The sequence below is a fragment of the uncultured Actinomyces sp. genome (genome assembly GCF_963542285.1).
Lineage (GTDB): Bacteria > Actinomycetota > Actinomycetes > Actinomycetales > Actinomycetaceae > Pauljensenia.
The window spans coordinates 208,882-233,638 of the sequence record NZ_CAUTWQ010000001.1 but is presented as its reverse complement, the minus strand read 5'-3'; the positions used below and the strand labels follow the sequence as shown (position 1 = coordinate 233,638).

Sequence of the window (24,757 nt, the reverse complement as noted above, 5' to 3'; positions counted from 1 at the left end):
ATTGGATCTTCTTTAAACGTGAGATGATGAACACATGGAACCTCAAGCGACAGCAGTGGCCACAGACGTCCTCAATGCGGTAGCAGAAGGGCGCTACCCTCTCCCCCACGATGTGCTGGGAGCACACCTCAACGACGGTGTCGTTACGATCCGCAGCGTTCACCATCTGGCCGATTCGGTCGAGGTGCTCACCCAGGACCATACCTACCCGGCAAGCCACGAACACGGCGGCGTTTGGGTATGCGTCTTCGCTGCAGATGCCATTCCCGACTACCGACTGCGCGTCACCTACGGAGATCATTCGCAGGTCATTGATGATCCGTATAGGTTCCTTCCAACCGTTGGCGAAATGGATACCTATCTGATCTCCGAAGGACGTCATGAGCGCCTCTGGGAGGTCCTCGGTGCCCACCTCATGCATTTTGACGGTGTCATGGGACCGGTTGATGGCGTTGCCTTCGCAGTGTGGGCCCCCAATGCACAGGCTGTGCGCGTTGTTGGCGACTTCAATTTCTGGGACGGCACCGGACACGCCATGCGCACAATGGGTGCTTCTGGAGTGTGGGAGCTCTTTATTCCCGGCGTTGGTGTCGGCGCCCGCTACAAGTTCGAAATCCAAGGACCATCTGGAAACTGGTTCCAAAAAGCAGACCCCATGGCTCGGGCAACCGAAATTCCCCCAGCCACGGCCTCGGTCGTCACCGATGTCTTCCACACGTGGAACGATGAAGACTGGCTTCGCGCACGTGAGGATGCGAACCCTCACAACGGCCCCATGTCGATTTACGAGGTTCACGCGGGCTCGTGGAAACAGGATCTGGGCTACCGCGGTTTGGCTGATGAGCTCATCCCCTACGTTAAGAAGATGGGTTTCACCCACGTCGAATTCATGCCTCTTGCTGAGCACCCCTTCGGCGGATCTTGGGGCTACCAAGTCACTTCCTATTACGCACCGACCTCGCGCTATGGCACTCCCGACGATTTCCGTTACCTCGTGGACCGTCTCCACCAAGAGGGCATCGGCGTGATCTTGGACTGGGTACCGGCCCACTTCCCCAAGGACGATTGGGCACTGGCACGTTTTGACGGCACCCCGCTATATGAAGATCCTGATCCGCTGCGTGGCGAGCATCCGGATTGGGGAACCTACGTCTTTAACTTTGGACGCATCGAAGTTCGCAACTTCCTTGTTGCCAATGCCCTCTACTGGCTTGATCAGTTCCATATCGATGGTCTGCGCGTTGATGCAGTGGCATCCATGCTCTACCTCGATTACTCCCGTAAGGACGGCCAGTGGCGTCCAAACCAATATGGTGGGCGTGAGAATCTTGAGGCGATTTCTTTCCTTCAGGAAGCAACTGCAACCTCTTACCGCCTGCATCCTGGAATTGTCATGATTGCGGAAGAATCGACCGCATGGCCTGGAGTTACCGCTCCGACTTCCGGCGGCGGCCTAGGGTTTGGAATGAAGTGGAACATGGGGTGGATGAACGACACCCTGCGCTACCTCTCTGAAGATCCTGTCAATCGTCGTTGGCATCACGGTGAGCTAACCTTCTCACTGGTTTACGCCTTCTCAGAGAACTACGTGCTACCTCTGTCTCACGACGAGGTCGTTCACGGCAAGGGCTCGCTTGTCTCCAAGATGCCCGGTGATCATTGGCAGCAGATGGCTGGCCTGCGTTCGCTCTTCGCCTACCAGTGGTCGCACCCCGGTAAGCAGCTGATCTTCATGGGGCAGGAATTTGCACAGGAACAAGAATGGAATGAAAGCTATTCCTTGGATTGGTGGCTCTACGATCGGCCCGACCATGCGGGAATGGCAGCCTTGGTTGCGCGCCTCAATGAGCTCTACCGCACCCACTCAGCGCTGTGGAATGACACCTACACAGGTTTCGAATGGATTGACGCCTCAGATGGCGATCACAACCTGATCTCTTACATCCGTAAATCCGAGGCGACCAGCGGCCACCGCGCTCAGGATGAGCTTGTGTGCGTGGTGAACTTCGCTGGTAACCCCCACGAGGGTTACCGCATTGGCCTGCCTCATGCGGGAACCTGGTTAGAGGTCGTCAACACGGATGATCCACAATATGGTGGTTCAGGAGTCGTTAATATCGGCGAACTCGTTGCTGAAGAGATCCCCTGGAATGGACGCCCCTACTCGGTTGAGCTTCGCGTTCCTCCTCTGGGTGCTCTCTGGCTGGCACCGCAGCACTGAACTTCATAGCACTTAGGGGTGTGGGGAACAGATTTTCATCTGTTCCCCACACCCCTAAGTGCTGCCTGTTAACAGCTTCTAGATCATTAACAGCGCAGACAAACGCCGTCTTGCGGCCTTAACCTCCGGGGTATTGCCCGCAATGCGGAAAAGATCAAGCAGCCTGACACGGTAATCCTCACGCTGATCCTCCGGGCTGTCCTCGATGAGACGCAGAAGGACATTAAACGCCTCAGCGGTCTTTCCCTCATTGAAGAGTGCATCTGCCTGTGCGGAGGGGTCGCCATTTTCCTGAGCTTCACGCAGTTTGAAATTAATCCGCGCACGGTGATTCTTTGCCTCTTCATCGCGGGGATTATGTTCAATAATCTTCTCCCAGGCAGCCTGGGCAGCTTCAAGATCTCCGCGTTCTTCAGCTTCAAGGGCGGGGACATGCTCCTGCGGAATGGGCTTCGCAACATCGGATCCGCTCACAGCAATCCGACCGGTCACCCCCATCTGCCCAGCAGCCTTCAGCAAATCCTCGATAACAGGGGCAATCTGTTCCTTAGCAGCAACACCTTGGAAGAGAGGTACAGGACGCGCGCCGACAAGAGCAACCGTTGTCGGAAGGACCTGTACTTGGAATGCCTGTGCAACTCGAGGGGCCTGTTGAACATCGACCTCAACAAGTTGGAAAGCACCCGCCTTTTCGCGTGCGAGCTCTTCAAGGGTAGCCAGCAACTGTTTAGATTCAAGAGATTGAGCGGCCCAAAGAACGAGGACAACCGGAACCTTTTGAGAATTTGCAGCAATCGCCTCAAAAGAGGAATCATCGCAGGAATCAATCAGCGGAATGCTGATGCCACCGGCAGCGCCTTCTCGATTTGTCTGCTGGGAAGTACTGGGGCCTCCCTGTCCTGCGGCGGAAGCAGCTGCACTGAGGTCGAGTGCACCGTGCGAATCTGCAGGCTGAGGATTGTGAGCATCATTATTCATGAAGAAGATCTCCTTAACGTTGATCAGGGTTGCCCGCGTTATCGTCCATTACGACCGAGCCGAGTGCACGTTCGGCACCCACCACGCTAATCAGCTGCGAATCCGAGCCGGCCTTGGGGATGTGAAGGAGCACGGTCACAACATAGGTTGCTGTCGCCTTTCCCTTGACCGTATCGTCATCGCCTTCTGCCAATGCAGCAGTTGTCCCCCCGAGGCGCATCGTCGAACGAGCAACAGTGCGCTGATAGGTCTGAGTATAGGTGAATGAAGCGGCAACAAGAGCTGAGCCGTCGACTAGTTCGACACCGACAATCGGGAAATCAGCCGAGAGATCAGCATGAGCCTGAACGTTTCCGGCAGCCTGAACCGCATCATTCAAGCTCTTTGCATCCTGCAAGTAGCGACGAGCAAAATCATCACCCGCATACTGATCATTACCGGCATTACCGGAATTCAGCATGTCCACGTAGCCCTGGAGCGCTTCCTTCGGGGTCTTCACGAATCCCTGAGCATCCGAACCAAGTGCAGCAGAGCCCTTCTCCACATTATCCAGCTGGAATTGAGCTCCACCAAGCGCACGCGCCCAACCAACGAGCTTGTAATTCGATCGAGCATCATCTTGAACTGCGAATGCGAGCACAGGAAGAGATGCCTGATCGGAGCTGGAGACATTCACAATAACGTGCGGCCACTGATCCGAATTTGTCACTGCAACCGAACCCTGGTTGACGACAAGCTTAGGAACTTCGGTATTCGTTGCCTTAGCAGCAGCATACTGGTCGCTACGCATACGCAACGCCCCACCCTCAAGTCGAGGTTCAAGAGCAGCAGCGTCGCGTGTTGCATCAGCAGTATTGATAGTGTCCTGAATAGATCCAAGAACACGCTCGATGCGAGCCGAGTCGAGGTTTGGAGAGGCGGAAGAAGACTGGGAAGTCACCTCAGGAGCAACAAGATCACGGCTGCTACATGCCCCAAGAACAAGTGCAGGTACACACAGGATTGGGAGGATGCGTCGTATTCTCATCATCACTGTCCCTTCTGTCCGCGTTGCTTTGGTGAAATCCAATTCCCCATGATCGATCCCCACGAGCGCTTGTCTTCGGAACCATCAGCAGTGGATGTTCCTTCTTCCTTCTCCACCTGAGGAATCAAGCCAGTATCAAATTCGTGGCCACCAATCACCAAGCGTCCTTCACCCTTCTCGCGTGCCTGACGCAGTGCGCGGCGCGAAGGAAGAACTGCACCCGGACGAATACCGGACAAATCAATAATTCCCGTATCTGTTGATTCACGAGCAGGTGGGTCTACTTCATCATCGTGATAGACAATACCGTGGCGACCGCGACGCAGCTCAGAATCCGAAGATTCATTCTGCTCGGCGACGGAAGTTTCATCAACTTCAAAGCTCTCTTCAGAGGTGCGCTCTTCTGGCAACTCGCCTTCTGACTTCTCCTCGTCAAACTCAGTGACCTCAGTGGAGGAATCCTGGACCGCTAAATCTAAAGGTACTTCCCCTTCGTCACTTGAGTCGCTGTACTCTTCAGATTCTTCGTTGTCGATTTCAGAAGTTCCAGTCCCTTCTTCGGAAGAATCAGAATGCTCTACGGCTTCAAAGAAGGCGGGATCTACCTCTTGAGATGTGCCTTCTTCTGCTTCGTCTTGCTCGCGGGTTTCTTCCTCAGAAGCGGCATGACGTTCACGCCAGAGAACAAGGGCCACCAGTGCTGCGGCGATGAGAAGACATACGAATGTAATAACGCCGGCAGTGATTGCTAAGACATTCGCATGAGGGGTCTGCCAGGTCATAGTGACCGTCAAATCAGAGGGAGTCGTTCCATCCGAAGTAATAACCAGCGAACGACCTGCTGCAACATCACGAAGCGTCATCGTTGCAGTTGAAGGAGCGGTCACCTCGTCAAGCCACATATCTCCACCGGCAGCCGACAGAGTTGGAGTCGCGCTGGGAGAAGGTGAAGGCTGCTGAGCATTCTGATCAGGGTTTTGTGGAGCCTCACTGGAAGGCGACGGCGAAGGAGAAGGCGATGAAGTTGCCGACGCCGCAGAGTCGTGTCCCTCGGTCAAAAGATTCTCACGATTTGCCGAGATGCCAGTGATTTCCGCGTAGGAAAGATCGGAAACCCACGCGCGAACATCTGCCGCTGTACCCAGTGCCATCGTCACTTGCTTTCCCGAGGCAGAAGCCGCAGTAACGGTGACTTCACCCCCTTCGAGTTGGAAGAGGCCCTCACGGGTGATGACGACCGGCTGCTGGGGGGTAACAGTCGCACTAATTTGTTGGGTTGGCTTCCACACTGTCAAAGCCAATACCGCGACAATCGCAGCAATCAACGCAACTGCACATGCTGCAGCTGCTCCTGAAAATCTTCTGAGCTGGTCCACTCGGAGTCTCCTATTAATGGGATAGTGTCAACCTCTAGTTAGTAACTCTACGGGCAAACAACACGAGTGCATACTGGAGGTGTCTCACGCCACGTGCACGTAGCCAATCACGCCCATTATGCCGGGCGAAGACCACGTTTCCAACAGTTCAGGTGCCAGTGTCGCCGAGCGCGAACTCCCTGATCCAATCCATAGGCACGTTCTTCAGGCCATGCAACGACGTGTGCGCTGCCAATGGCGATTGTTTGCAGGCAGGCGGGGCAGGTATAGGGCTTCGAAGAAGAACGAAGATACTGGACCTGATAGAACTCACCATCAGGGCCAATTTCACTGCGCGCAAGTGAGGCGAGAGCCGACATTTGTAATGGCCGGCTCTCGCCCCAAGGACGCTTACGAGATCGCTTTCCTCTCACTCAACTACTGTGCCACGGCGAACTACGCGACGCACATTGAGCTCGGAATCCACCTCGACAATATCCGCAAATTTTCCAGCCTCAAGGCTGCCCACTCGCGGATCACCCAAGATCTTGGCTCCTTGAGCTGATGCCATGTAGACAGCATCCACCAGAGGAATTCCGCCCAAAGTCGTCGCCACGCGAACACAGTCAAGAAGGTGTGCAGTGCCGCCCGCAATAGAATCACCCTGAGCCAAGCGCGCAATGCCATCACGAACAACTACGTCCTGAGGGCCAAGTGTGTAGGAACCGTCGGGCATTCCGGCGGCAGCCATCGCATCTGTAATCAGCACAACGTGATCTCGACCGACAAGTTCATAGACATCGCGGACAAGAAGCGGATCAACGTGGACGTTATCGCAAATCAGCTCTGCAACCGCACCACCACGGGCTGCATCTGAAAGAAATTCCGCGATCGGACCGGTATCGCGGTGGTGAAGCGGACGCATACCATTGAAGAGGTGTGTAATCGTCGCACGAGGACCACGAGTGGTCGAAGAAGCTGCAAAACGCTCACGTGAGTATTCCAAGGCTCGACGCGCAAAGGTCGAGTTCGAATCCGTATGCCCCCACGAAGGAATAGCACCCCCATCAATCAGTGCTTCAGCAACAGAACCTTCACCGAATGCACGGGGCTTTTCCGGAGCCAGCGTCATTGAAAGCGCATATCCCTTGCATTCATCAATGAGTTCGCGGGTCAGATCGGGATCTGGATCAACGATGTAGGTCGGATCCTGTGCGCCGCAACGTGCATGGGAAACGAAGGGACCTTCGAAGTGAATACCCGCGATTTCATCCTTTTCAGCAAGCGAAGCTAGGGTGCGAGCACGTTCCTTCAAGGTGTCAGCATCAGCGGTGACGCACGAAGCAACCAACGAGGTCGTACCGTGACGACGGTGTTCCATGACGGCTTGCATTGCGGCCTCGGGAGTCGTTGCATTCGGGAAAGACTCCCCACCGCCTCCGTGACAGTGCACATCAACAAGTCCCGGAAGGAAAGTAGAGCCACTTGACTGCGGAAGCTCGCCTGAGAAATCAGATGCCGGGCAAATATGAGAAATAAATTGGCCTTCAACGGTGATGACGCCATCTTCAATGATGGAATCTTTCAGGACGATGCGGCCTCGCATAATTTGTTGATCCATAGCTCTATTTTGTCACACTGACCAGCGCATTCGCAGTCAATTTCCACTCATCACCTGAGCAATTGCCTCCGCTTGTTCAAGAAGTTCTGAGGAGGGTATTCCCTTATAAGATTCGACAAATTGATATCCCGCGCGCGGGTCTTTCACCGCAATGACACAGCCATTTTCGATGATGAAAGGCCGAAACATTCCGTTCTTCGTTGGACAAATCGCGTGTTCTGCTTGAGCATCGGCCAGACACGAACGGTCTGCATAACCAACGTGAATCTCGTCAAAAGAAGGAAAGGAAATGAGCGAACGGGCTTCCTCGGCATGAGTGCGCAGGAGTGCGTCAAGATCTGCACGGTGATATCCCATTGGCGTGTGGATAATTGGAAAGTCTTGCCCAGGCTTTTCCTGTGCGGCCCCCTCTAAAGCTCGAGCGGCCTCGCGCTTGGGAATGCCCGCCCAACGCGCAAGGTCTTCAGCGCTCACTGGCCCATGTCCCCAGGCATAGCGACGCGCAAGTTCAGCCAGCGCGGCCTCGTGATTGCCTTCTCCCTGGGCGACCCCTTCTGCAAGAGGCAAAGCTCGCGCATCACAAAAAAGGAAGGAATTACCCCGCTTGGGACCGCCCACGAGGAATCCCTCAATATGCAATGCAAGGAAAAGATTACGACGGTCAAGGAAGGTCCCTCTCTCCCCCGCTTGAAGGGCCGCTTCGCGTTGTGGGCGCGTACCTGTTCGGATTCCTTCCTGCTCCCAAACCGCGCACAGTTCTTCACGGCTTTGAGGTCCCTCCGAAGCAATGCGCGAATATGCAATCTGCGCGGCTTCTTCTATACGCGCGCGAGTCAATCCCTCTTCCTCAAACGAGCGCATCCATGTGCGATACCGATGTCGAAGCACCTGACGCAGCCAATGATGATCCTGCGCGCTGGTGACATGGATTGTTCCGCGCATAGGCCACGAACGCACAAGCTCAGCAGACTCAAAAGCCTCATCAATCGCACGAACAGAAGGCTCTTTCACACGAAGATTAATAGCCCACGGAATCGAAGAAGGAAGTTGCGCCTGCAAAGCAAGCATGTTGTCGACCGCAGCAGTGGGATGATCCGCAGCCGTTTCTTCGACGAGGCCTTGGCTAATGATGCGCGCCAGGCTCAGAGTGAGTGCAGTGTAAGTCATTAGAAGAGACGGGAATCGGGATCGTCAAAACCTCGCATGGCGTCGTAATCGAGAATGAGGCAGTCAATACCACGATCTTCAGCCAGGGTACGAGCCTGCCGCGTAATCTCTTGAGCTGCAAAGATCCCCCTAATCCCATCAAGCAAAGGATCGCGGCCCAAGAGGGACAGATAGCGCGTTAACTGATCAACGCCATCCATTCCTCCACGTCTTTTGACCTCGATAGCAACGGGCAGCCCCTGCGGATCACGGACAAGCAGGTCAACTGGACCAACGGGAGTGGGATACTCGCGACGCACCAGTTCCCATCCTTCGCCCAGTACCTGCGGAACTTGTTCTGCCAAGAGTTCTTGAAGGTGGGTTTCGACACCGTCTTTGACGAGTCCCGGATCGACACCAAACTCTTCAGTGACGTCACTGATGATCTCGTGAATGCGAATAACTAGTCGGTCATCAGTCTTATCAGATTGGACCTGCCAAACCTGGGTGACACCGTCGAGTTCTTCGCCTTCTTCAGGGGTCTCAGTAGTGACAGTACACGGCGCGTTCATCCAGTTCAGGGGCTTATATGATCCGCCATCAGAATGGATCAGTACAGAGCCATCCGCCTTGTGCATAATCAAGCGGACTGCACGATCGAGGTGCGCACTGAGGCGGCCTGAGTAATCGACCGTACATGAAGCGATCAGAACGCGCAAAAACTTACCTTTCTGGAACTGGCAGTGTCGTGGGAATAAAACTAGAGCGTAGAGCCATGTTCGATTGCGGGAGGCTCGGATTCTACCCAGGACACAAGCCCGTTATAGGTCAATGGTTCAACTGCAAGGTCCAGAAAAACATCCCCTGATGTCAGGCGGACCTCAACCATTGATCCATCGGTCGAGCGTTGCAGGGGAAGGGAGACTTCAAGTCCGTGTCGGGGAAGGATGACATGCGGTTTCATTGAAGGGGCAATCAAGCGATACCAACACAGGCGGTCCCCCTGATACTGACCGATTCCTGACATCCATCCGGAATGGGAATCAAGTCGCGCCCACGCCCGAAAAGCACCATCTTGTTGATCGAGATGACGCGCGCGCAGATTAAGAAGCAGCCAGATGATAAATAAGGCAAGGAGGAGCATCACGATAATGTTCAACACAACCATGAAAACCTCCTGACAAGAATGAGGGTGTGCGGACAGTTTAAGCCCACACACCACTCATCTACATCTGGGAAGCGTGTTCCACGACAATCGTAATAAAGTCGGAATCTACCGATGCCAGACCTTTATCGATATCGAAGTCGACAACGCCGTCTTCAGTAGTCACGCTTACGCGGCCCGAAACGAGGTCCGCGAGCAGTGGCTGTCTGCCGGGAAGCACACCAATTGAACCATCTGTTGCAGGAAAACTCACGTGGGAAGCGCTCCCGTGCCACAGCCGACCTTCGTGTGAGACGACCTCTACCTGCAACTTATCGGTGGCAGGCACGTCAGTTATCCTTCTCGATTTCGTGCCAACGACGTTCAAGATCGTCGATGCCACCAATGTTGTAGAAGGCCTGCTCCGGGACCTGATCGTAATAGCCCTCAGCAATGCGCTTGAAGGCCTCGATAGTCTCGGACAGTGGAACAGTCGAGCCCTCAACACCGGTGAACTTCTCAGCCATGTAGGTATTTTGCGAGAGGAACTGCTCAATGCGACGTGCACGTGCAACGGTCACCTTGTCTTCTTCGGACAATTCGTCGACACCCAAGATCGCAATGATGTCTTGAAGTTCCTTGTTCTTCTGCAAAATCGCCTTCACGTGAGTAGCGGTGTCGTAGTGCTCGCGACCAACCAGTGCAGGGTCAAGGATTCGAGAAGTCGAAGCCAACGGATCAACAGCCGGGTAAATACCGCGGGAAGCAATTTCACGCGAAAGCTCCGTGGTTGCATCCAAGTGCGCGAATGTTGTTGCCGGCGCCGGGTCCGTGTAGTCATCGGCAGGGACGTAAATTGCCTGAAGCGAGGTGATGGAGTGGCCACCTGCCGAGGTAATACGTTCCTGGAGCTGTCCCATTTCATCAGCCAAGTTCGGCTGGTAACCAACAGCGGAGGGCATACGGCCCAGCAGCGTCGAAACCTCTGAACCGGCCTGAGTGAAACGGAAGATGTTGTCGATGAAGAGCAGCACGTCCTGATGCTGAACATCGCGGAAGTACTCTGCCATGGTCAAACCGGTCAGCGCAATACGAAGACGGGTCCCTGGCGGCTCATCCATCTGCCCGAAGACCAATGCTGTCTTATCGAAGACACCCGCCTCTTCCATCTCATGAATGAGGTCATTTCCTTCACGCGTACGTTCACCAACGCCCGCGAAGACTGACACACCACCGTGGTTCTGAGCAACACGCTGAATCATTTCCTGAATCAGAACGGTCTTGCCCACACCTGCGCCACCGAAGAGACCAATCTTGCCACCCTGAACATATGGGGTGAGCAAATCAATGACTTTGATACCCGTTTCGAACATCTTCGTACGGGCCTCAAGCTGGTCGAATGCGGGAGGCTGGCGGTGAATGGGCCAGCGTTCCGTGATTTCCAGATGTTCACCGGGCTTAAGGTTCAACACATCGCCTGTCACGTTGAAAACGTGTCCCTTGGTGATATCACCAACCGGTACCGAAATCGGCGCGCCGGTATCGGTGACGACTGCACCACGAACCATGCCGTCGGTCGGCTTCAGGGAGATAGCACGCACGAGGTTGTCACCGAGGTGCTGTGCAACCTCAAGGGTGATGGTCTGGCTGGTCTCGCCCTCGCCTTGCCCCGTTAAGTTCACATCAACGTGCAAAGCGTTGTACAGCGGAGGAATCGCATCCGGCGGAAATTCGACATCGACAACAGGGCCGACCACGCGTGCGACCCGTCCCTGTCCAGTTGAAGTTGTAGTCATTTGTGTATTCTCCATGTGCACGGGCCTCAGCCCTGGACCAATGCGTCGGCACCGCCCACGATTTCCGTGATCTCTTGAGTGATCTCCGCCTGGCGGGCCGAATTCGCCAGACGCGTGTATTTCGTAATCAGTTCTTCCGCGTTATCAGTTGCCGTGTGCATCGCACGTTGCCGCGAAGCCAGTTCTGAAGCCGCGGCCTGCAAGAGGACGTTACGAATTCTGCTGGACACGTAAAGCGGCAGCAGGGTGTCAAGAACCGCTTCAGGTGAAGGAATGAACTCGTACTCGGGGAAAATCTCAGTGTTTTCCTCGTGAACTCCGCGTTCTTGTTCTCGTTCGCTATCTCCTTCAGGAGCATCGACAACGGAAAGCGGAATCATGCGTCGAACTTCGGGTACCTGGCTCATCATCGACTTGAATTGCGTGTAGACCAAGTAAACTTCGCACACGCCGGTGAGGTGATGCGGATCTGTGAATCGTTCAAGAAGTTCGCGAGCGATCTGATTGCTGATCTCCTGGGAAGGCGAATCAGACTCCCCTTCCCACGAATCTTCTATCTCCACGCCCCGGAAGCGGAAGTACGCCTGGGCACGTCGACCGTAGGTGTAGAGGACCGGAACCTTTCCTTCTTCTTCAAGGCGTTCAACAAGACGTTCGGCCTCGCGAAGAATCGTTGCAGAGTAGGCTCCGGCCATCCCTCGATCGGAAGCTACCACAAGGACCGCGACACGTGGCGTATCGTGACGCTCACGAGTCAGCGGGTGTTCAAGATCCGTGTGGATGGCAACGGCGGCAACCGCCTGCGTAAGGGCCTTCTCATAAGGCCCTAATTCGGTGGCTGCACGACGGGCAGCACCGATACGCGAGGCTGCAATCATTTCCATCGCACGAAAGACCTTAGCCAGCGTTTGCGTTGAAGCAATCCGCTGTTTATAGATCCTTTGTTGTCCGCCCATACTCAGGCCTCAGACACTACCGGACGCGAACGAACGATTTCTTCCTGAGAACGCTCAGCCTGCACCTCAGCGTCATCAAGCGAGACCGGTGCAGCCTTCGCACTCACCCATTGGCCATGGAAGGCCTCAACCGCAGTGCGCAAGGCTTCTTCGGTTTCCTTTGAGAGTTCACCGGAGGCGGCGATCTCGTCAAGCACCGTGGAGTTTGCACGCAAGTAGTCCAGCAGACCGCTTTCAAAGGAGAGAACTTCGCTCACCTCGAGGTCATCGAGGTAACCATTTGTTCCAGCCCAGATTGAGGCAACCTGGTCTTGAACAACATAGGGCGAGTTTTGCGGCTGCTTGAGAAGCTCCATGAGCCGCTCGCCACGGGTCAGCTGGCGACGCGTGGCAGCATCAAGATCGGATGCAAACATCGCAAAGGCCGCCATCGAACGGTACTGCGCAAGCGTGAGCTTCAAAGTACCGGCAACCTTCTTCATGGCCTTAATTTGAGCCGCACCACCGACACGAGAGACCGAAATACCGACATCAACAGCCGGTCGCTGATTCGAATTGAACAGGTCAGACTGAAGGAAGATCTGGCCGTCAGTAATGGAAATAACGTTCGTCGGAATGTAAGCGGAAACGTCATTTGCCTTGGTTTCAATGATCGGCAAGCCCGTCATCGATCCGCCACCGAGATCATCGGAGAGCTTTGCGCAACGCTCAAGGAGGCGCGAGTGCAAGTAGAAGACGTCACCGGGGTAGGCTTCACGCCCCGGCGGACGACGCAGCAGAAGGGAAACTGCACGGTAGGCCTCGGCCTGCTTAGAAAGATCGTCGAAGACAATGAGGACGTGCTTGCCCTGGTACATCCAGTGCTGACCAATTGCAGAACCCGTGTAGGGAGCCATGTACTTGTAGCCTGCAGGATCCGAGGCGGGAGAGGCGACGATCGTCGTGTATTCCAAGGCGCCAGCATCTTCAAGGGTTGAGCGCACGGATGCGATGGTCGAACCCTTTTGGCCGATCGCCACGTAGATGCAGCGTACCTGCTTATTAACGTCGCCACTGAGCCAGTTATCGCGTTGGTTGATGATGGTATCCAGCGCGATCGCTGTTTTACCGGTCTGACGGTCACCAATGATGAGCTGACGCTGACCACGACCGATCGGAATCATCGAGTCAATGGCCTTCAGACCGGTCTGCAGCGGCTCGTGGACGGATTTACGCATCATGACGCCGGGAGCTTGGAGTTCCAGGGCGCGGCGCCCATCCAGGTCAGTGATCTCACCGAGGCCGTCGATGGGACGACCCAGGGGGTCGACCGTGCGCCCCAGGTATCCGTCGCCAACGGGAACGGAGAGAACCTCACCGGTGCGGTAAACAGGTTGTCCTTCTTCAATCGACGAGAAGTCACCAAGAATAACGGTACCGATCTCGCGCTGTTCAAGGTTCATCGCCAAGCCCAGCGTTCCATCTTCGAAACGCAGAAGCTCATTCGCCATCGTGCCGGGAAGGCCCTCAACGCGAGCAATGCCGTCGGCGGTTTCCGTGACATGTCCGACCTCGTCGGTCACGACCTGTGCGGGTTGATACGATTCCACGAAGGAGTCGAGCGCCGCCCGTACTTCCTCGGGGCTAATGGACAGATCAGCCATTGAGTTATCCTTCTATCTATTCCTCGAACACATCGGGCTAACCGACGATCGAACGTTTCAAAGCACCGACCCGCGTGGCCAGTGATGCGTCGACGCGCTCCGTGCCCATTCGGACGACGAGGCCGCCGAGCAGATCCGGACGCAAAGTGTAGGTTGCAGAGACCGGGCTTCCCAGTTTCTTCTCGAGAATCTTTTCAAGACGATTCTTCTGATCCTCGCGCAGTTCTTGAGCCGATTCGACAAAGACGAAGCGCCGACCTGATAGCTGTGCAGCGCGCGCAGCGAGGCCTCGAAGCTTCTCTAAGAGGTGGCCGTGAGAGGCTCGACCGACACTGCGGCGTAGGAGGCGCAAAGTTGGATGGTTCACGACGCTACCAAAAACCCGCTGCGCCAAGTCAGCACGTCCCTTTGGGGACAAGGCCGACAAATTAGACAGCTCGTTTCGCAGATCGCGATGAGACTGGAGGAAAACAGCAATCGCAACCAATTGCGCTTCTGTCTCTTCAAGAACCCCGTCAAGCTGAGCATTGAGCAGGACTGCATCGCAACCCGCATCTTCAATTTTCAGCACGATGTCACGCGGACGAGACCAGTGCCCCTGCCCCAGGTCATGCAAACACTGAAGCGAAACTTCACCCACAACAGGGCCGAAAAGACGGTCAATAAGAGAGTCTTTGTCGGTCTGACTCCGCGCGGGATCAGTCAGGGCACGCTGAACGGAAGAGTGTGTGCGAAGGAAATCCGCGACACCAAACAAATCTTCCGCAAGCGTCATACGGTCATCATTCACCTGCGTCAGGCGTTCGCGTAACTGCTCAGGAGTCATCAGTTCACACCGCCAACGCGAATCTCTTCAGCCTCGAGCTCATCGAGGAAACGATCGACCACACGCGCAGTGAGATCGGTGTTCTCTAGATGCTCGCCCACCAGTTTCTCTGCAAGCTCACTGGCAAGCAGGCCGACATCGCTACGCAGCGAAATTTGCGCAGCCTGACGTTCAGCGAGAATCTGACGCTGAGCCGCGTCTTGAACTCGCTGTGCTTCCGCTAGGGCCTCGTTGCGAGCCTGAGCGATGATCTGCTGGGCTTGCGCACGCGCATCTTCACGGATCTGGTGCGCCTCCGCCTGAGCGTTGCGCAGCAGCTCATCCTTTTCGCGAGAGGCTGCAGCAGAATCTGCGCGCGCCTTCTCAGCGGCCTCGAGGCCTTCCTGAATCGCTTCGCGTCGCTCGTCGATCATTGAGTAGATCCGCGGCAGCGCATAGCGACCGACGACCAGAAGAATGATCAACAGGATCAGCGCTGACCAGAAAATCTCATAAAGAGGGGGAAGGACAACGCTGATTCCTCCGACCGATTCTTCGGACATAGGAACGAGCATCGTGAACATCAGACGATGAAGGGCAGAACGAAGCCGATCAGGGCAAGAGCTTCAGCAAGTGCCGCACCAATAATCATGTTGGTGAAGAGCTTGCCGGCAACCTCAGGCTGACGTGCAGTTGCTTCCTGGGTCTTTCCCACCAGGAGGCCAATGCCGATAGCGGGGCCAATGGTCGCGAGGCCGTAGCCGATGTAAGCAAGGGATCCGGTCATTTTTCTTTCCTTTTCCTTGGGTGAATCAGTCGAAGGCGCAAGAAGCCTTTAGTGTTCTTCGACTGAAAGTCTGATGTAAACGGCCGTCAGCATGGCGAAAATGTATGCCTGCAGGACAGCAACGAAAATTTCGAAGAGAGTGGCCGCAACTGCTGCAACTCCAGTTAAAGCAGCGCCTGCTTTCATTGCACCGGCAGCCATGAGGAGATTCGAGGTACCGAAATAGCTCAATCCAAGCAGCAAGTGACCCGAAATCATATTGCATAGAAGACGGATGGCAAGCGTTACGGGACGAACGATGAATGTCGAGAAGAATTCAATCGGCGTAATCAAGAAGTAGATCGGCCACGGCAACCCCTTGGGGAATAGCTGCGACTTGAAGAAGTGGAAGAATCCATTCTGTTTAATTCCGGCGCCAACGAATGCAACATAGGCGATAACGGCAAAGACGAGCGGAACCGCCATGACTGAGGAAGCGGCGATATTCATTCCCGGGATCACGCCCTGAATGTTCATAAAGAGAACACCGAAGAAGACAACGCCCAGGAACGCCGCCCAACGCCTTCCACGGCCCTCCCCTAGCATGGCGATCGAGATGCCGTTACGGACAAACTCTGCGGCCATTTCCAAAAGGACCTGACCACGGCCCGGCACAAGCTTGACGCTGCGCGCACCGAGCCAGAAAACCAAGCACAGTGTAATTCCAGCGACCACGCGCACCAGTGTCAGGCGATTAAATTGGAAGAGCGTTCCTTCACCGAAAATCGTGTCGGGGAAGAAATCGCCGATACCCGGCGCATGTGGCGCCTGCGTCACCGCAGGAACGAAAGTCAGAACAACGATGAGAGCAACAACACCGATCAAAACCATGTACCACAAGGGCATGACGAAACGGCGTTGCGCGGTTTTCTCTTCGCCGAGAACTGTCGCTTCCACGTGTTTCACTTCCTCACTAGGGTCAACCTGGTCTAGTGTAGCCCAGCTAGTTGCCTTGATGCAGTTATACGTCCAGAGATTGTCCTCTGAAAGATCCCTCAGTCATTTTCTTCGTTATACGAAGCGCTTTCAGTTCGAGAGTGCTCACGCATAATGCGCGAAAATGCAATGCCCAAAAAGATAAATACGACGAAGTGCTCACAAATGAGAACAAGTCCGGTGACAATCGCAGATACTCCCAAAGCTTTGCTCAGGAACAACCCACCGATGAAGATGGCAAATGTTCCGAGCATATGGACCCAAATCCACATCGGCCGGGTCGTTGCATCACTACGAATCATAGCGCCAAGGCACACATGCGTGACAGCGCCCAACGCTAACATCAGTACAGGAACAAACAAGCTACGCAGACCGTATCCGACGCATGCTTGCCATACAGAGACAATCAAGGCACCCGCAGCAATGACACCCCACAGGCGGCGCATGACCAACTGAATATCTTCCTGATGCGCCTGCAAAGAATCACTCATGCATTTTCCTTGGAATTCTCGGGGGTGGTAGCTTCAACGTGGTCCTGACGCGTACGCCGACGCACACGTGTAAAAGCGGGGAATTCTGAAGCGGTGAGCCAGACCCCCAAGGCCAGTGCCGGAAGTGCATACAGTGCAACGCGTTTCCAGTCATGGACAAGAATGGCGACCGGAGGGAAAGCTACTAGGGCTGTCCACATCCATAAGATTGCGACAACACCTCGGTGCGAGTGTCCCCTAGCAAGTAGACGGTCATGGAAGTGCGAGCGATCCGCGTGGAAGGGACTCTTCCCCCTGAGCATTCGTCGAATCGTGGTGACGACGAGATCTCCAATGGGTACGCAGATGACCGAAATAGGAAGCAATAGCGGAAGGAAGGAAACCAACAGCTGTTGTCCGCCTAAAACAGAAGGGTCGACCTGCCCCGTAACGATGATTCCTGCAGCGGCCAGAACCAAGCCCATTGTCTCAGAGCCTCCACCCATCATGATTGAGGATGGGTGGAAGTTGAACCACAAGAAGCCCAAACAGACTCCGACCAAGGTGATGACTGCCAAAGATGCAGTCGTAGCGTATGAAGCCGCTCCCATGATCCGCGTGAGCACATAGGAATAGTCGAAGAACGCCGCAGCTCCGATCCCGACGACACCAGCAGCCAAACCATCCAGACCGTCAATGAAGTTGACCGCATTCATGATTCCGACGATGAGAAAAACGGTGAGCATCAAGGAGAGGCGTGAGGAGCCGATCGTGACACCAAAAATTGGGAAACTTACCAATTGCACGCCGTTGAAGGCCATCGATCCTGCGATCAGAATCTGTCCGGAAAGTTTCGTCAGCCAGTCCAATTCCACGACATCATCGACTACGCCGAGAATGCACATTGCGAGTGCACCCACGACAACAGCCCAGGCAGCATTCGTTTCAAAGAGAGGCGACATATAGGGAATTCGTGCGCTGATGAGCATCGTGATCACGAGAGCGATGGTGATCGCGATTCCTCCAAGTCGAGGAATCGGAGTGGATTGGATATCTCTGCTGCGCAGCTTGGGGACAATCCCCCAACGCAGGCATGCCCAGCGGACCAGCGGTGTCAGCAGCACGGTGAGTGCTCCGGCCACGACCATCAGCAGGACATAGACCTTCACGGCGTCGATGTCTCCTCCCTCAGCGAGCTAGGGGCTGGTAGTCCAGCACCCTGGCAATATCTTCTACGCTCAGTGCTCCTTCGCGAAGTACGCGAGCCTGTCCGTGTGCACAATCGATAATTGTGGACGCTTGTGCGCTCTGGGTCGGCCCCGAATTCACGTAGTAGTCTACCGTGCCACGGAAGTATCCGAGCGCTTCATCGATATTTGTCGCAGGAGGTTCTCCCGTTAGATTGGCTGAGGTCACGGCCATCGGCCCCACGGCCTCGAGCAGCTCACACACTTGCGGATGATTGGGCATGCGAAGCGCGACGGTACCGTGAGTTTTTCCCAGATCCCAGTTCACACTGGGGTTTGCACGCACAATCAGAGTTAGTGCACCCGGCCAGAAGGCTTTCATGAGCCGAATGGCATCGTCGTCAAGGTCAATTGAGACACTCCGCGCCTGCTCAACAGAGGCGACTAGTACAGGAGGGGGCATTGTCTCGCCTCTGCCTTTCGCCGCAAGAAGACGACGAACGCCCTCGTGATCATCGGCGGATACTCCGATTCCATACACGGTATCAGTTGGCAGGACAACCAAGGCGCCCTCCCGGATCTGTCCTTTAAGGAGGTCGAGCTCGTCCTTTGCCCAGCCATGAGCGCACTCAAAAATATGTTCCACTGTGAATTACTTTCTCTGTGTTTTCCAAGCGATGAGGAAACGCTCAACTCCGCTTAAGTCACTGCGAGTATGAACCTGAGTAAATCCGTTCATCACCGCGACTTGTCGGAGCGTTTGTGCCTGTGAGGGAGAGTGTTCCATAGCAAGCATTCCCCCACTCACAAGGAGCTCACGCGAACGTTCAATAATCCGACGAGGAATTTCAGTACCGTCGTCTCCCCCACCGTATAGAGCGCGCGCGGGGTCCTGCTGGGCCTCGATTTGTGTCGGTGCTTCCTGAGCGGGCACGTAGGGCGGGTTTGTTACGACCAATGAAGTTTTCTCATTGAGCTCGCTCAGAGTGTCGCTGGCCGTCGCGTCCCCCTTGACGAGGCGAATCTGGGCTTCCGGGTATCGAGCGAGGTTGCGCTCGGCGTAAGCAAAGGCATCGGAGTCAATTTCAACGGCGGTCACCTGATGGCCAGTTTCAGTAGAAAGTGCAAGCGCGATCGCTGCCGACCCAGTACACAGATCAACCCATTCACCATCAGGAAGCGCTCCGGAACGTGTCAGCTCCTCAACATGCTCGACGAGCATCTCGGTTTCGGGCCGAACAGTGAAGACTCCTTTACCACCTGAAAGAACAAGGCCTCTAAAATACATTTCACCGGTCACATGGCTTCGCGGGTGGCGTTGGGCGCGTTGGGAGACTGCAGCACGGTAGGCGGCCTCGTTGGATGGAGGAACTTCGCGGGGGGCGAATAGCAAAGAATCAACGCCCAAGGCCCACGTTAAGAGGTGACGCGCCTCGGCCAAAGGAGTCGCTCCCCCTTCATCACCTTCAAGGGCTTTCAGGAGGGATGAACCCCATGCAATGAGCTCAGCTTGCGAACTCATACATGTGCGTCGGCAGAGGCGAGACGTTCGGCCTCATCTGCGCTTTGAAGAGATTCAATAACCGGGTCAAGCGCGCCGTCAAGCACCTGGTCGAGGTTGTACGCCTTGAAACCGCTGCGGTGATCAGCAATGCGATTCTCGGGGAAGTTGTACGTACGAACACGTTCCGAACGGTCAACAGTTCGAACCTGAGAAAGGCGCTGTGCCGAGGCCTCAGCCTCGCGCTTGGCTTTTGCTTCAGCAGCTAAGCGCGAAGCAAGAACGCGAAGCGCGGCCTCTTTATTTTGAAGCTGAGACTTCTCATTTTGCATGGAAACGACGATGCCCGAAGGAAGGTGAGTAATGCGGACAGCTGAATCGGTGGTATTCACCGACTGCCCACCCGGACCTGAGGAACGGTAGACATCAATTCGCAAATCGTTGGGGTCGATGACAATCTCATCATCGACTTCAAGTTCGGGCATGACGAAAACGCCCGCAGCACTGGTATGCACACGTCCCTGCGACTCAGTGACGGGGACTCGCTGTACTCGGTGCACTCCCCCTTCATACTTCAGGTGCGCCCACACTCCCTCATCTGGTGCGGGATTACCAGAGGCTCTAATCGCAAGGGTGACTTCTTTAAAACCGCCTAGCTCCGTGTAAGTGGAGGACAACTCAGTGGTCTTCCACCCCTTCGAATCCGCGTAGCGCAGATACATCCGGGCAAGATCAGCGGCAAAGAGTGCGGATTCTTCACCGCCTTCACCAGCTTTGATTTCCAAGATGACATCACAGGCATCATCAGGATCTCGCGGCGCAAGGATCGACAGAAGATGTTCGTGAGCGCTTCGCTCTGCTTCTTCCAATGCGGGGATTTCCTCTGCGAAAGAGGAATCGTCTTCGGCAAGCTCCCGAGCGGCCTCGAGATCTCCCTGCGCATGCTCCAGCTGATCCGCAGCGGCTTTGATGCGCGAAAGCTCCGCGTAACGACGAGAGACTTGCTTGAGAAGCTTGGGGGAAGAAAGGACATCCGGATCAGACATTCGAGTTTCAAGCTGCGCGTGTTCGTCAAGTAGCGCGTCCAATGCGGAGAATTCTTCTCCAAGAGCACTCATGTCTGATCCTTCCTGCGGGAGTAGTTCAAGGGTAGCTGTTTAAACACATCGGCGCCGACGACCATAAGTCGTCGGCGCCGAGTAAAAGCTCACTTGGAGGGGCGTACGCGCTTTCCGTAACGCGCCTCGAAACGGGCGACACGACCGCCGGTGTCGAGGATCTTCTGCTTACCGGTGTAGAACGGGTGGCAAGCGGAGCAAACGTCCACGCGCATCTCGCCAGAGGTGATGGTGGAACGGGTGTGGAAGGTGTTGCCGCAAGTGCAGGTCACAACGGTATCCACATATTCGGGGTGAATGCCCTTCTTCATGGAAATATCTCCTGGATCGTTTGGTGCTCCGGGTCCGAAATGCAGTGCTCATTGCATCTGGCAACGAGTCACCTTCTTCGATTCTCTCGAAGAAGCACTCCGGTGAGGCGGAAGCCGACATGACATTATGCCATGCGAATCGCTATTTTTTCACGCTCAGTTCATTCGCCCTGCGTGAAATAGGTAATGCTCTGGTCTAGAACGACGAGGACGAGCCAGATCCCGAGAAGCCCCCTCCTGAGCTTCCATAGTCACTACTCGATGAATCACTACTGGGTGTCCATGAGTGCGCGGACTGATAATACGAACGATCAGTCGATAGAGGTTGATATAAGTACCAGTTATCCGTGGAGGAGTTCCACCCTGCATAGGTACCGAATGCGGCAGCTTTCAAAGCAGCAAGATCGATACCCGCGGACTGCGAGTTCAAGCGGATCGTTTTGGCAGGATCGTAGTTATGTAGAACACCGTTCAGGTGGTAGTACCCGGTGTAATCAGCAGCATCGGCGGCTTCACGTTCCTTCTGGGAGTTCTCCCATTGCTCGTAGCGCTTATCGCTATTCGAGGAGGGATCAGCTTTCAAGGAGGCAAGAATAATTCCCTTTGCCCAGCGGCGAGTGCCTTCAGCGATTTCATCGAGCTTTTCAAGAGCAGCGATTGGAGTAATGCCGCCCTTTGCCAGTTGTTCTTTCAGGGAATCGATCAGTGCCATTTGCTGGCTGGCCCACTGCAGAATTTCATCACGACCGCGTATCGCATCAGGAGTGCCCATTTCTTCAGTGACAGAAGTCACCAATTCGCAGAGGACCTCAAGGTCTTCCATGACCGGGCCAATCTCTTTCATCCAGACGTCAACCCATCCGGCTCCCAGATTGAAGAACTCAGCCGCGGCAGCGAAGGTGTCATCGCTCGCATCCATAGATTCGGTACGCTGACGCAAGTCGGCACTGGCGTTATTGAGCGCCGCGCTGAGGGTTTGCAAGAAAGTGGGATTACCGATTTCGTCCCATTCTTTACCGGCCTCGACGAAATCTGACTGATAGCGCTTGTAGCGCATATCAAGTCCGGTCTTGTATTTGCCTGCATCCCCAATAGCTGCAAAGGCTTGCTCTGCACGATAGCGATCAGCCTGAACAACATCCCAGTGTGCTCGCGCTTCACGAAGGTTCCGCTTTGTCGAGGAGCGCAGACGGAACCCCCTAAGTAGGTTCGCTGCACCGGCAATCAGCATGGCGAAAGAATACAGAGGTGGGAAATCAGAGTCTCCCCCACCGTTACCCGAAGAGTCCGGCACGTACTTAGCAGCTGCCTGAGCTGCCTGGAGCATCCCTTGACTCCACTCACCGGATCGAAAGTCATCCTTCGCGGCCTCTTGAATTTTGCTTTGTTTTGAGGAAGAGACCTTGACGTCCTCACCAAAATACGTCCCAACTTTTCGGTAGCTGGGGGAAACCGCAAGAATCACTAGGCCGTCTGCCCACTTATCCCGGCCCGCATTTAACCATTCTTTGTGGTTTGAACGAGCATAGTTCAAAACTGCTTCGTTGAGATTTCCAGTCGGTACGTTATCGGTTGAGAGAATCACCAGTTTAATAGGCTGACGAAAACCTATGGATTCCATGGCGGTACCCAAGGATTGCCCGTTGACATCTTCGAAGACTGACGATTGATCTTCAACAACAACCTCAGGAGCGAAATCGGCCTTACTTGCCCCGCTGATCCCGTTTTGGATAAAAGAACTCAGGAAAAACAGTGGACATACAGCCATCAGTACTAGCGAAAGCACTAATCGGATCACGCCACGTCGACGCGTGTTCTGAGATTTTTCGGGAGTTTCGGGTGAAGCTTGAGGTGTATTCGACATGAAGCTAGTTCTCCTAACGCAGACTCACTGAGGATACGCGCACCGTCAAAGACTAAACAAACGGGGGCGAAAGGATTTTTCCTTCCGTCCCCGTAAGTCCCGCCGATTAGTCGGCAGATGGCACTTGCTTTTGAACCAGCATGAGGAATTCTGCGTTCGACTGGGTTTCCTTCAGACGATCCAAAACCGCTTCCAGCGCACTTTGCTGATCCAAAGTGCCCAAAACGCGGCGTAGCTTCCACATAATGCGCAATTCTTCGGGCTTAAGCAGCATTTCTTCGCGACGCGTTCCCGAGGCATTGATGTCAATGGCTGGGAAGATTCGGCGGTCGGCGAGCTGGCGAGACAGACGCAGCTCCATGTTGCCAGTACCCTTGAACTCTTCGAAGATCACTTCATCCATCTTCGAACCGGTCTCAACAAGAGCCGAAGCGATGATGGTCAGCGATCCACCCTCACGCAGGTTACGTGCGCCACCAAAGAACTTCTTGGGCGGGTAGAGCGCCGAGGCATCAACACCACCGGAGAGGATTCGACCCGAGGCCGGTGCGGCGAGGTTGTACGCACGCGAAAGCCTGGTGATTGAGTCAAGAAGAACGACGACATCTTGACCGAGCTCGACCAGTCGCTTGGCACGTTCAATCGCCAGCTCTGCAACAATTGCGTGATCCGATGCGGGACGATCAAAGGTCGAAGCAATAACCTCACCCTTGACGATGGAGCGCATATCGGTCACTTCTTCAGGACGCTCATCAACCAGAACAACCATGAGGTGAACCTCGGGGTTATTCAATTCGATAGCCTTGGCAATCTGCTGAATAACCATGGTCTTGCCGGCCTTCGGAGGCGAAACAATCAAACCGCGCTGGCCCTTACCAATGGGGGCAACCAAGTCGATCACGCGAGGAGTGAAGGCCTTTGCGGAGGTCTCCATTCGCAGTTGCTGATCGGGGTAAATCGGCGTGAGCTTGGAGAACTCGCGGCGCGCCTGCGCGTCCTCAATGCTCATACCATTGACAGAGTCAACGCGAACCAGCGCGTTGTACTTCTGGCGCTGGCGCTCGCCTTCACGGGGTGCACGAACCGCACCTGCGACAGCATCACCGGGACGCAGTCCCCAGCGACGAACATTGCCGAGGGTGACATAAACATCGTTGGGTCCGGGAAGGTAGCCGGAGGTACGAACGAATGCGTGGTTTTCTTGAACGTCCAAGATGCCCGCAATCGGTGCAAGATTCTCTTCGGAGACCGGCGCAGACTCGCGACGCTCGCCACGCTCCACGCGTTCATTGCGCTCACCGCGTTCACGACGTCCCTCACGTCCGCGTCCACGGCGGCGACCTTCGCGATCACGACGGGAACGATCGCGGGCCTCGGGATCATCACTATCGGGAAGAGCAATCTCAATGTGCTGCGCCGGCGCGGGAGCACTTTCCTCTTCTTCGTGACGGGTCGGGGTTGGCAGATCCAAGGTTACGGTCTGCGGTTCTGCAGCCTCACTGGAAACAACGCGACGACGACGGCTCTTTCGCGGAAGGCCAGCGTCATTCGAGGAACGCTCTTCCGAGGTTGACTGCGAAACGGGAGCAGGCAGTTCAATATTGATCTGCGGGGCCTCGCTCGCTTCCTCACGCGCAACGCGACGGCGACGCGAACGCGGGGCCTCTTCTTGTTTGGGCGCGCCACCTTGCGCAGCACTGAGCGCCTCAATCAGCTGGGGCTTACGCATTGCAGAAACGCCTTTAAGGCCCAGTTCGGTGGCCATGGCTTTGAGTTCCACCAACTTCATGCGCGAGAATTCGCGCTCTTGGGTGGTCACATCGTTGCTCAACTGGTAATCCTCACATGCATG

Annotated in this window: 25 protein-coding genes; 1 reads left to right on the top strand and 24 read right to left on the bottom strand. The window is 55.2% G+C overall.

Going from position 1 to position 24,757, the window contains the following annotated elements:
* Nucleotides 1-34 precede the first annotated feature (34 nt).
* The gene (gene glgB, locus RW023_RS01055; RefSeq protein WP_315579480.1) at nucleotides 35-2,221 is read left to right on the top strand and encodes a 1,4-alpha-glucan branching protein GlgB; all 2,187 of its coding nucleotides are present in this window, start codon (nucleotides 35-37) and stop codon (nucleotides 2,219-2,221) included.
* 78 nt (nucleotides 2,222-2,299) lie between these two features.
* Here the strand turns inward: glgB and RW023_RS01050 are convergent, their stop codons facing one another.
* From RW023_RS01050 to rho, 24 genes are all read right to left on the bottom strand, one after another.
* Nucleotides 2,300-3,199, bottom strand: a complete 900-nt coding sequence (locus RW023_RS01050) for a tetratricopeptide repeat protein (RefSeq protein WP_315579479.1) — start codon at nucleotides 3,197-3,199, stop codon at nucleotides 2,300-2,302.
* Nucleotides 3,200-3,212: 13 nt separating this feature from the next.
* On the bottom strand, nucleotides 3,213-4,229 hold the full coding sequence (locus tag RW023_RS01045; RefSeq protein ID WP_315579478.1) for a hypothetical protein: 1,017 nt from the start codon (nucleotides 4,227-4,229) through the stop codon (nucleotides 3,213-3,215).
* Nucleotides 4,229-5,602: a hypothetical protein gene (locus tag RW023_RS01040; protein ID WP_315579477.1), complete on the bottom strand. Its 1,374-nt coding sequence runs from the start codon at nucleotides 5,600-5,602 to the stop codon at nucleotides 4,229-4,231. Before RW023_RS01040 ends, RW023_RS01045 begins: the two co-directional genes overlap by 1 nt.
* A 116-nt stretch (nucleotides 5,603-5,718) precedes the next feature.
* Complete coding sequence (locus tag RW023_RS01035; protein ID WP_315579476.1) at nucleotides 5,719-5,961, bottom strand: hypothetical protein; 243 nt, start codon at nucleotides 5,959-5,961, stop codon at nucleotides 5,719-5,721.
* A 50-nt stretch (nucleotides 5,962-6,011) separates the two neighbouring features.
* Nucleotides 6,012-7,202, bottom strand: a complete 1,191-nt coding sequence (locus tag RW023_RS01030) for an amidohydrolase family protein (RefSeq protein WP_315579475.1) — start codon at nucleotides 7,200-7,202, stop codon at nucleotides 6,012-6,014.
* A 36-nt stretch (nucleotides 7,203-7,238) separates the two neighbouring features.
* Nucleotides 7,239-8,369: a DNA glycosylase AlkZ-like family protein gene (locus tag RW023_RS01025; RefSeq protein ID WP_315579474.1), complete on the bottom strand. Its 1,131-nt coding sequence runs from the start codon at nucleotides 8,367-8,369 to the stop codon at nucleotides 7,239-7,241.
* Nucleotides 8,369-9,067, bottom strand: coding sequence for an endonuclease NucS (nucS, locus tag RW023_RS01020; protein WP_315579473.1), 699 nt, complete (start codon nucleotides 9,065-9,067; stop codon nucleotides 8,369-8,371). Before nucS ends, RW023_RS01025 begins: the two co-directional genes overlap by 1 nt.
* A gap of 41 nt (nucleotides 9,068-9,108) precedes the next feature.
* Complete coding sequence (locus RW023_RS01015) at nucleotides 9,109-9,516, bottom strand: DUF2550 family protein (RefSeq protein ID WP_315579472.1); 408 nt, start codon at nucleotides 9,514-9,516, stop codon at nucleotides 9,109-9,111.
* A 58-nt stretch (nucleotides 9,517-9,574) separates the two neighbouring features.
* Complete coding sequence (locus RW023_RS01010) at nucleotides 9,575-9,841, bottom strand: hypothetical protein (protein WP_315579471.1); 267 nt, start codon at nucleotides 9,839-9,841, stop codon at nucleotides 9,575-9,577.
* Nucleotide 9,842: 1 nt separating this feature from the next.
* Nucleotides 9,843-11,288, bottom strand: a complete 1,446-nt coding sequence (gene atpD / locus RW023_RS01005; protein WP_315579470.1) for a F0F1 ATP synthase subunit beta — start codon at nucleotides 11,286-11,288, stop codon at nucleotides 9,843-9,845.
* Between the two features lie 26 nt (nucleotides 11,289-11,314).
* On the bottom strand, nucleotides 11,315-12,244 hold the full coding sequence (locus tag RW023_RS01000) for a F0F1 ATP synthase subunit gamma (RefSeq protein WP_315579469.1): 930 nt from the start codon (nucleotides 12,242-12,244) through the stop codon (nucleotides 11,315-11,317).
* A gap of 2 nt (nucleotides 12,245-12,246) precedes the next feature.
* Nucleotides 12,247-13,887 carry a F0F1 ATP synthase subunit alpha gene (atpA, locus tag RW023_RS00995; RefSeq protein WP_315579468.1) on the bottom strand — a complete coding sequence of 547 codons (1,641 nt, stop codon included), beginning with the start codon at nucleotides 13,885-13,887 and terminating at the stop codon, nucleotides 12,247-12,249.
* Between the two features lie 37 nt (nucleotides 13,888-13,924).
* Nucleotides 13,925-14,713 carry a F0F1 ATP synthase subunit delta gene (locus tag RW023_RS00990; protein WP_315579467.1) on the bottom strand — a complete coding sequence of 263 codons (789 nt, stop codon included), beginning with the start codon at nucleotides 14,711-14,713 and terminating at the stop codon, nucleotides 13,925-13,927.
* The gene (locus RW023_RS00985) at nucleotides 14,713-15,276 is read right to left on the bottom strand and encodes a F0F1 ATP synthase subunit B (protein WP_315579466.1); all 564 of its coding nucleotides are present in this window, start codon (nucleotides 15,274-15,276) and stop codon (nucleotides 14,713-14,715) included. The genes RW023_RS00990 and RW023_RS00985 overlap by 1 nt, the downstream gene beginning before the upstream one ends.
* Entirely contained in the window at nucleotides 15,276-15,479 is a 204-nt protein-coding gene (gene atpE, locus RW023_RS00980; protein ID WP_315579465.1) for an ATP synthase F0 subunit C, read from the bottom strand. Before atpE ends, RW023_RS00985 begins: the two co-directional genes overlap by 1 nt.
* A gap of 48 nt (nucleotides 15,480-15,527) precedes the next feature.
* The gene (gene atpB / locus RW023_RS00975; RefSeq protein ID WP_315579464.1) at nucleotides 15,528-16,415 is read right to left on the bottom strand and encodes a F0F1 ATP synthase subunit A; all 888 of its coding nucleotides are present in this window, start codon (nucleotides 16,413-16,415) and stop codon (nucleotides 15,528-15,530) included.
* Nucleotides 16,416-16,513: 98 nt separating this feature from the next.
* The gene (locus tag RW023_RS00970; RefSeq protein WP_315579463.1) at nucleotides 16,514-16,945 is read right to left on the bottom strand and encodes a hypothetical protein; all 432 of its coding nucleotides are present in this window, start codon (nucleotides 16,943-16,945) and stop codon (nucleotides 16,514-16,516) included.
* Nucleotides 16,942-18,093: an MraY family glycosyltransferase gene (locus RW023_RS00965; protein ID WP_315579462.1), complete on the bottom strand. Its 1,152-nt coding sequence runs from the start codon at nucleotides 18,091-18,093 to the stop codon at nucleotides 16,942-16,944. The genes RW023_RS00970 and RW023_RS00965 overlap by 4 nt, the downstream gene beginning before the upstream one ends.
* 19 nt (nucleotides 18,094-18,112) lie before the next feature.
* A complete protein-coding gene (locus RW023_RS00960) occupies nucleotides 18,113-18,757 on the bottom strand; it encodes an L-threonylcarbamoyladenylate synthase (protein WP_315579461.1) in 645 nt (214 codons plus the stop codon).
* A 6-nt stretch (nucleotides 18,758-18,763) separates the two neighbouring features.
* Entirely contained in the window at nucleotides 18,764-19,633 is an 870-nt protein-coding gene (locus RW023_RS00955) for a HemK/PrmC family methyltransferase (protein ID WP_315579460.1), read from the bottom strand.
* On the bottom strand, nucleotides 19,630-20,730 hold the full coding sequence (gene prfA, locus RW023_RS00950; RefSeq protein WP_315579459.1) for a peptide chain release factor 1: 1,101 nt from the start codon (nucleotides 20,728-20,730) through the stop codon (nucleotides 19,630-19,632). The genes RW023_RS00955 and prfA overlap by 4 nt, the downstream gene beginning before the upstream one ends.
* A gap of 89 nt (nucleotides 20,731-20,819) precedes the next feature.
* Entirely contained in the window at nucleotides 20,820-21,041 is a 222-nt protein-coding gene (gene rpmE / locus RW023_RS00945) for a 50S ribosomal protein L31 (RefSeq protein ID WP_009409245.1), read from the bottom strand.
* Between the two features lie 196 nt (nucleotides 21,042-21,237).
* Nucleotides 21,238-22,905 (bottom strand): DUF5129 domain-containing protein, encoded by a 1,668-nt coding sequence (locus RW023_RS00940; protein WP_315579458.1) that lies wholly within the window; start codon nucleotides 22,903-22,905, stop codon nucleotides 21,238-21,240.
* Nucleotides 22,906-23,011: 106 nt separating this feature from the next.
* Entirely contained in the window at nucleotides 23,012-24,694 is a 1,683-nt protein-coding gene (rho, locus tag RW023_RS00935) for a transcription termination factor Rho (protein WP_399499187.1), read from the bottom strand.
* Between the last annotated feature and the right edge of the window lie 63 nt (nucleotides 24,695-24,757).

What these genes read in the sequence shown, in the direction of transcription:
- glgB (WP_315579480.1), top strand. Translation starts at nt 35, where the DNA reads ATGGAACCTCAAGCGACAGCAGTGGCCACAGACGTCCTCAATGCGGTA.
- RW023_RS01050 (WP_315579479.1), bottom strand. Translation starts at nt 3,199, where the DNA reads ATGAATAATGATGCTCACAATCCTCAGCCTGCAGATTCGCACGGTGCA.
- RW023_RS01045 (WP_315579478.1), bottom strand. Translation starts at nt 4,229, where the DNA reads ATGATGAGAATACGACGCATCCTCCCAATCCTGTGTGTACCTGCACTT.
- RW023_RS01035 (WP_315579476.1), bottom strand. Translation starts at nt 5,961, where the DNA reads ATGTCGGCTCTCGCCTCACTTGCGCGCAGTGAAATTGGCCCTGATGGT.
- RW023_RS01030 (WP_315579475.1), bottom strand. Translation starts at nt 7,202, where the DNA reads ATGGATCAACAAATTATGCGAGGCCGCATCGTCCTGAAAGATTCCATC.
- RW023_RS01025 (WP_315579474.1), bottom strand. Translation starts at nt 8,369, where the DNA reads ATGACTTACACTGCACTCACTCTGAGCCTGGCGCGCATCATTAGCCAA.
- RW023_RS01015 (WP_315579472.1), bottom strand. Translation starts at nt 9,516, where the DNA reads ATGGTTGTGTTGAACATTATCGTGATGCTCCTCCTTGCCTTATTTATC.
- atpD (WP_315579470.1), bottom strand. Translation starts at nt 11,288, where the DNA reads ATGACTACAACTTCAACTGGACAGGGACGGGTCGCACGCGTGGTCGGC.
- RW023_RS01000 (WP_315579469.1), bottom strand. Translation starts at nt 12,244, where the DNA reads ATGGGCGGACAACAAAGGATCTATAAACAGCGGATTGCTTCAACGCAA.
- atpA (WP_315579468.1), bottom strand. Translation starts at nt 13,887, where the DNA reads ATGGCTGATCTGTCCATTAGCCCCGAGGAAGTACGGGCGGCGCTCGAC.
- RW023_RS00990 (WP_315579467.1), bottom strand. Translation starts at nt 14,713, where the DNA reads ATGACTCCTGAGCAGTTACGCGAACGCCTGACGCAGGTGAATGATGAC.
- RW023_RS00985 (WP_315579466.1), bottom strand. Translation starts at nt 15,276, where the DNA reads ATGTTCACGATGCTCGTTCCTATGTCCGAAGAATCGGTCGGAGGAATC.
- atpE (WP_315579465.1), bottom strand. Translation starts at nt 15,479, where the DNA reads ATGACCGGATCCCTTGCTTACATCGGCTACGGCCTCGCGACCATTGGC.
- RW023_RS00970 (WP_315579463.1), bottom strand. Translation starts at nt 16,945, where the DNA reads ATGAGTGATTCTTTGCAGGCGCATCAGGAAGATATTCAGTTGGTCATG.
- RW023_RS00955 (WP_315579460.1), bottom strand. Translation starts at nt 19,633, where the DNA reads ATGAGTTCGCAAGCTGAGCTCATTGCATGGGGTTCATCCCTCCTGAAA.
- prfA (WP_315579459.1), bottom strand. Translation starts at nt 20,730, where the DNA reads ATGAGTGCTCTTGGAGAAGAATTCTCCGCATTGGACGCGCTACTTGAC.
- rpmE (WP_009409245.1), bottom strand. Translation starts at nt 21,041, where the DNA reads ATGAAGAAGGGCATTCACCCCGAATATGTGGATACCGTTGTGACCTGC.
- RW023_RS00940 (WP_315579458.1), bottom strand. Translation starts at nt 22,905, where the DNA reads ATGTCGAATACACCTCAAGCTTCACCCGAAACTCCCGAAAAATCTCAG.
- rho (WP_399499187.1), bottom strand. Translation starts at nt 24,694, where the DNA reads ATGAAGTTGGTGGAACTCAAAGCCATGGCCACCGAACTGGGCCTTAAA.